Here is a 4,085-nt window from a genome sequence, read left to right as displayed (position 1 = left end):
TTGTAGACCTGCGAAGCCTGCGCGCCGCCCGCGGTCATCGCACGCACCACCTCGTTCAACTGCGCCTGCAGCTGCGGCACCGCGCCGACGAAGCTGTCGGCGTTGCCGGCCAGCGCCAGCACCGCCGGCTCGGAGGCCACGATCTGCTCGGCATTCTTGGACAGCGGCTTCCAGGTATCGACCAGGTCACGCAGCGGGCCGGACACGCCGGTCTCGTTGCCGAAGCGGCCCTGCAGCTCGCTCACCGTGCTTTCGACCTTGTTGCGGGTGTCCTTGAACGCGGCGTAGCTGGTGCGGCTGCCGGCCACGGCTTCTCGGCCCTGGTTGGCCAACTGCTGCGAAAGCACCTGCAGGTCGGCGGCACCGATACTGGCGCCGGCCAGGCGGCTGCCCTGCCAGGTCGCCACGCCGGTGTTGGCGCCAAACACGACCATCGAGAGCACCAGCAGGCCCAGCCAGAAATTGGTACTCACATTGCCCAGCTTGCCAGCCCTGGCGCCTTCGGGAGCAGTACTCATCGTTCGACCTCGATATCCAATGCGAAGAGGCAAGCGCGCCGATCAGGCGGCCGCTTGCCGGAATTCAGGAGTGCGGGAAAGCAGCGAAAGCGAGAAGACGCCCCAACGGCGCCCATCATCGTCAAAGGCGTGTTCAACGAAATGCGCGTAACGGCCCTGCGCGATATCCGCCGCCGGCACCCGCAGTTGCTGCTCGAAGCTGCGCTGGCCGTACAGTTCGTCGATGACCAGCGCGACGTCGCCACCGGCCTGGCGCATGATCAACACACGCTGGCCTTCCTGCGGCGCGGTGCGTTCACCTTCCAGGAAGTACTTCAGGTCAACCACCGGAAACAGGTTGCCACGCAGGTTGCCCACGCCCAGCAGCCAGCCCTGCGCACCGGGCACCGGGATGACCGGCGGCATCGGCACGATTTCCACCACTTCGCGGAAGTCGGACACCAGGTAGCGGCTGCCGACGCGGTAGCCCACGCCGCGCCAGACATCCTGGGAATAACTGCGCTCGGGCAACTGCACGGCATGGGCCAGGCTGCGCCGTTCGTAGGCTTCAAGGATGTCGAAGGGAGAACGCATCAACCCACCAGTTTGTTGATCCGCGCGATCAGGTCATCCTCACGCGGCGGTTTGACGATGTAATCGGTAGCGCCCTGGCGCATGCCCCAGGCCTTGTCGGTTTCCATGCCCTTGGTGCTGACGATCAGCACCGGGATGTCGCGCGTGGCCTGGTCACGCGACAGCGCGCGCGTGGCCTGGAAGCCGCTCATGCCCGGCAGCACCACGTCCATCAGCACCAGCTGCGGGCCCTGGTCGCGGGCAATCTGCAGGCCCTCTTCGGCGTTGTCGGCTGCCAGAACTTCGTGGCCGGCCTTGACCAGCCATTGCGTGAACACCGCCCTGTCGGTCGGTGAGTCCTCGATCAAAAGAATTCGAGCCATTGTGCCTTTCCCCCCTGGTCAGGCGTTGACGTATGTGCGGATGGCACCCAAAAGTTCGTCGCGAGTGAATGGCTTGGTGAGATATTGCTCGGAGCCGACGATGCGGCCGCGCGCCTTGTCGAACAGGCCATCCTTGGAAGAAAGCATGATCACCGGGGTCGACTTGAAGAGCTGGTTGCCCTTGATCAGCGCGCAGGTCTGATACCCATCCAGGCGCGGCATCATGATGTCGACAAAGATGATCTGCGGCTGCTGGTCGGCAATCTTGGCCAAGGCCTCGAAGCCGTCGGTCGCGGTCACGACCTCGCAGCCTTCGCGCTTGAGCAATGTCTCAGCCGTACGCCGGATGGTCTTGGAGTCATCAATGACCATCACCTTCAACCCTGCGAGTTCCCCACCCGCAGTCATGTTTTCAACCATTTGTAATCCCCGGACACGCGGCGTACACCAAACGCGATGCCGCCGTGAAAGCGCATCTATATCCCAGCCCTGCACCAAACTGTCAAGCGACGTCCATCAGATACGTCTGTAACAAGCGTCGGCGTGATGAACGTCTCATTTTCAGCGCACCTCCATTCAGCCACTGATCGCCGCTGCGCGCTGGGCGTCCCCCACACTGAACCGCTAACATCGCCCCCCTGACCTGACGGATTCCCCCGATGCTTTTAGACGTCATCGTGGTGATGGACCCCATCGCCCAGATCAAGATTGCCAAGGACACCACCTTCGCCATGCTGCTGGAAGCCCAGCGCCGTGGCCACCGGCTGCACTACGTGCGCCCAGGCGGGCTGTCCCTGCACGGCGGCAAGGCGGTGGCCCAGGTAGCGCCGCTGCAGGTGCGCGACGACAAGGCCGGCTGGTTCACCCTGGGCGAGTTCGCACCGCTGGACTTCGGCCCCGGCCAGCTCGTGCTGATGCGCAAGGACCCCCCGTTTGACGGCGAGTACCTGTACGACACGCACATCCTGAGCGTGGCCCAGCAGGCCGGCGCACTGGTGGTCAACGATCCGCAGGGCCTGCGTGACTTCAACGAGAAGCTGGCCGCGCTGCTGTTCCCGCAGTGCTGCCCGCCGACCCTGGTCAGCCGCAATGCCGCCGAGCTGAAGGCCTTCGTCCACGAACACGGCCAGGCCGTGCTCAAGCCGCTGGACGGCATGGGCGGGCGCTCGATCTTCCGCAGCGGCACCGGCGACCCCAATCTCAACGTCATCCTGGAAACGCTGACCGATGGCGGCCGCAACCAGGCCCTGGCGCAACGCTTCATCCCGGACATCAGCGCTGGCGACAAGCGCATCCTGCTGGTCGATGGCGAGCCGGTGGACTATTGCCTGGCGCGCATCCCGCAGGGCGACGAGTTCCGCGGCAACCTCGCCGCGGGCGGGCGCGGCGAAGGCCGGCCACTGAGTGAGCGCGACCGCTGGATCGCCGCCCAGGTCGGCCCGGAGATGAAACGCCGGGGCATGCGCTTTGTCGGCCTGGACGTGATCGGCGACTACCTGACCGAAGTCAACGTCACCAGCCCCACCTGCGTGCGTGAGCTGGATGCGCAGTACGGTTTGAACATCGCCGGGCAGTTGTTCGACGTGATCGAGGCCGGCCTGCCGCAATGAGTGCCACCGCCGGCTCCCTGCCTGTTGCCCCGCGCGTCAACGAACAACAACGCCTGACCGCCACGCTGGTGCTCTCACTGCTGGTGCACGGGTTGCTGATCCTTGGCGTGGGCTTTGCGGTGAGCGACAACGCGCCGCTGGTGCCGACGCTGGATGTGATCTTCAGCCAGACCAGCACGCCGCTGACGCCCAAGCAGGCCGACTTCCTGGCCCAGGCCAACCAGCAGGGCGGCGGCGACCACGACAAGGCGCAGCGGCCACGCGACAGCCAGGCCGGCGTCGTGCCGCAGGTGCAGGACGGGCTGGCGCCGATTCCACTGCAGCAACAGAGCGCTGCCGCCCCGCCGCCACCGCAGGCGCGCGTGGTGACCAGCGTGCACGGCGAAGACCGCGTGGCCGATGCACAGTCGCAGCCGCTGCCGGACCGGCCCGACCCCGCTGCGGCAATGACCGCGCGCGAACAACGCGACGCGGAAATGGCGCGACTGGCAGCCGAAGTACACCTGCGCTCGGAGCAGTACGCCAAACGGCCGAACCGCAAATTCGTCTCGGCCAGCACCCGCGAATACGCCTACGCCAACTACCTGCGCGCCTGGGTGGACCGTGCCGAGCGCGTGGGCAACTTGAACTACCCCGACGAGGCCCGGCGCCGTCGTCTGGGCGGCCAGGTGGTGATCAGCGTTGGCGTGCGCCGCGATGGCAGCGTCGAAAGCAGCCGCGTGCTGCGCAGCAGCGGCGTACCGTTGCTGGACGCCACCGCGCTGCGGGTGATTGAGCTGGCCCAGCCCTTCCCTGCCCTGCCCAGGACCGAAGACGACATCGACATCCTGCAGGTCACCCGCACCTGGGTATTCCTGCCCGGCGGACAACTGCACGACGATCGTTGAGCCGGCGCTCGCAGCATGCATCCGCTCCCGTAGGAGTCAACTGTCTTGCACAGTCTCCATAGAGCCGACCCGCCAAGGCGCGTTGTCACGCTTCATCGCGTTGAGCCGGGTCAGGTATTTGCGCATGCAGGCGGT

At 66.0% G+C, this 4,085-nt stretch carries 5 protein-coding genes and 1 pseudogene; 2 read left to right on the top strand and 4 right to left on the bottom strand.

Translation table 11 applies throughout. The annotated features are described in order from the left end of the window. The 4 genes and pseudogenes from ACVOLO_RS17970 to pilG form a co-directional block, all read right to left on the bottom strand. Window positions 1-518, bottom strand: a pseudogene (locus ACVOLO_RS17970) (methyl-accepting chemotaxis protein); the annotation flags it as partial. 42 nt (window positions 519-560) lie between these two features. After that, a complete protein-coding gene (locus tag ACVOLO_RS17965; RefSeq protein WP_481571688.1) occupies window positions 561-1,091 on the bottom strand; it encodes a chemotaxis protein CheW in 531 nt (176 codons plus the stop codon). After that, on the bottom strand, window positions 1,091-1,453 hold the full coding sequence (locus tag ACVOLO_RS17960) for a response regulator (RefSeq protein WP_481571687.1): 363 nt from the start codon (window positions 1,451-1,453) through the stop codon (window positions 1,091-1,093). Before ACVOLO_RS17960 ends, ACVOLO_RS17965 begins: the two co-directional genes overlap by 1 nt. 18 nt (window positions 1,454-1,471) lie before the next feature. Further along, a complete protein-coding gene (pilG, locus tag ACVOLO_RS17955; RefSeq protein ID WP_057632755.1) occupies window positions 1,472-1,873 on the bottom strand; it encodes a twitching motility response regulator PilG in 402 nt (133 codons plus the stop codon). 239 nt (window positions 1,874-2,112) lie between these two features. On the opposite strand from pilG, the gene gshB reads away from it, so the two are divergent. Then, on the top strand, window positions 2,113-3,063 hold the full coding sequence (gene gshB / locus ACVOLO_RS17950) for a glutathione synthase (protein WP_481571686.1): 951 nt from the start codon (window positions 2,113-2,115) through the stop codon (window positions 3,061-3,063). Further along, entirely contained in the window at window positions 3,060-3,950 is an 891-nt protein-coding gene (locus ACVOLO_RS17945) for a TonB family protein (RefSeq protein ID WP_481571685.1), read from the top strand. The genes gshB and ACVOLO_RS17945 overlap by 4 nt, the downstream gene beginning before the upstream one ends. Window positions 3,951-4,085 lie beyond the last annotated feature (135 nt).

Source organism: Stenotrophomonas sp. STEN056 (assembly GCF_056759635.1).
This window is presented reverse-complemented; position numbering and strand designations above follow the sequence as displayed.